Genomic DNA, 1,783 nt, shown 5'->3' with positions numbered 1-1,783 from the left:
GAGATACCGGAGCAACAGGAGCAACAGGAGATACTGGGGCAACAGGAGCAACAGGAGATACCGGGGCAACAGGAGCAACAGGAGATACCGGGGCAACCGGAGCAACAGGAGATACCGGGGCAACAGGAGCAACAGGAGATACTGGAGCAACAGGGGCAACAGGAGATACCGGGGCAACAGGAGCAACAGGAGATACCGGAGCAACTGGAGCAACAGGAGACACAGGAGCAACCGGGGCTGGATTAGCCGCATCTGGATATGTATATGAGTTAGCAACAATTGCTGATTCAACAGTTGTCGGCGGAGCAGACGTTCCATTCTCTAATAACGGTCCTTTAATTGGCATAACTCATACACCGGGAACCACTACTATTACAGTTGCTAGTGCTGGTGTATATCAAATTAATTATAATATAAGCATTACTGCTGGTGTAGGTGCTCAAGTGGCAATTGCTGTAAATGGTACAGTAGATGCCTCTACACCTATCACTGCTCTTGTTGCTACAGGTGAAATGTCAGGTAGTGCAATACTCACTCTTGCTGCCGGTGATGTAATTACTTTAAGAAACAACTCAGCGACACCTCTTGTTTTAACTTTAGCGCCTGGTGTTGGTGCTCAATTAACTATTATGAAATTGGATTAGTTTATTCTTATGGCCTTCTGTTTCAATGCAGAAGGCTTTAAAAATTAGATGATCTGTATTATTATAGATAACCCAACCAGAAAGTTAACTTATAAAAAATAAATTAGCTTTCTGACGTAAGGAAGAAAACTTACCTTCACTGTCCTATGTCCTTTGTCAATTGTCCTCTAGAAATATGTTTACATCTTTCAATTATTACCGATGATTTTCATAGTATAAGTTAAGTGTCGGCCGTGAGTATCTATAACAATATAAGTATTTGTTTACTTATATAAAAAGAAAATAGCCTCGAAACTAAAATAATTGAAATATTTTTTGTTTCATGTGCAATTTTATTATAAACACATATAGCATAACTACATATAATATAGTAGTTCATCCTACAGCTATTGACAAAATAAACAATAAAAATAAAGATAAAAGATAAAGCAACAAGGAGATGGAATTATGTCATTTGTACAAGTTAAACCTACGGATGATGCATATATATCTATGTTAAATGCTAATACAAACTTTGGTAGTTCAAGTGTTTTGTTTACAGGAAGGTTTGTTCAGCCTAACGATATTTATAGAAGCTTATTAAAATTTAATTTAACTAATGTTATTCCTCCAGGAAGCAGTATATTAAATGCTTATTTAAAATTGTTTGTTTATAGAAAAAATTCCTCTGATTTATTGTTATCGCCACAAACTGTTAGTGTATTTACAAATGCAAGCAGCTTTTCTCAAAATACAGTTACCTGGAATAATGCACCTGCAATAAATCCAACAATTTATTCTATAAATGTAACCGATGCGGATGTTAATAATTTTATTAGTATTGATATAACAAATCTAGTAGTTGGCTGGCTTAATGAATCAATACCTAATAATGGTATTACGCTAACTGGAATAGAAAATATAGTTAACACTATCATAGGCTATCTATCTGAAGAATGGATGGCTCCAACACAAAGGCCATTCTTGGATATAGAATATGGTATAGTTTCACCTACTGGATCAACAGGAGCAACAGGAGCAACAGGAGCAACAGGGTCAACGGGAACAACAGGTGCAACAGGGTCAACAGGAGCGACCGGGGCAACGGGAGCAACAGGAGCGACAGGGTCAACAGGAGCGACAGGAGATACCGGGGCAAC

The 1,783-nt window shown here is 37.9% G+C and carries 2 protein-coding genes; both read left to right on the top strand.

Annotation, left to right across the window (positions count from 1 at the left end; all coding sequences use genetic code 11):
- Positions 1 to 644: BclA C-terminal domain-containing protein (locus tag I6U48_RS29480; RefSeq protein WP_281421865.1), on the top strand; the 644-nt coding region annotated here is incomplete at its 5' end.
- A gap of 447 nt (positions 645 to 1,091) precedes the next feature.
- Positions 1,092 to 1,783 (top strand): DNRLRE domain-containing protein (locus I6U48_RS29475; RefSeq protein ID WP_218324078.1); only part of this gene is annotated, 692 nt, incomplete at its 3' end.

The sequence above is a fragment of the Clostridium thailandense genome (assembly GCF_019207025.1).
Taxonomy (GTDB): Bacteria; Bacillota; Clostridia; order Clostridiales; family Clostridiaceae; genus Clostridium_AM; species Clostridium_AM thailandense.
This window is presented reverse-complemented; position numbering and strand designations above follow the sequence as displayed.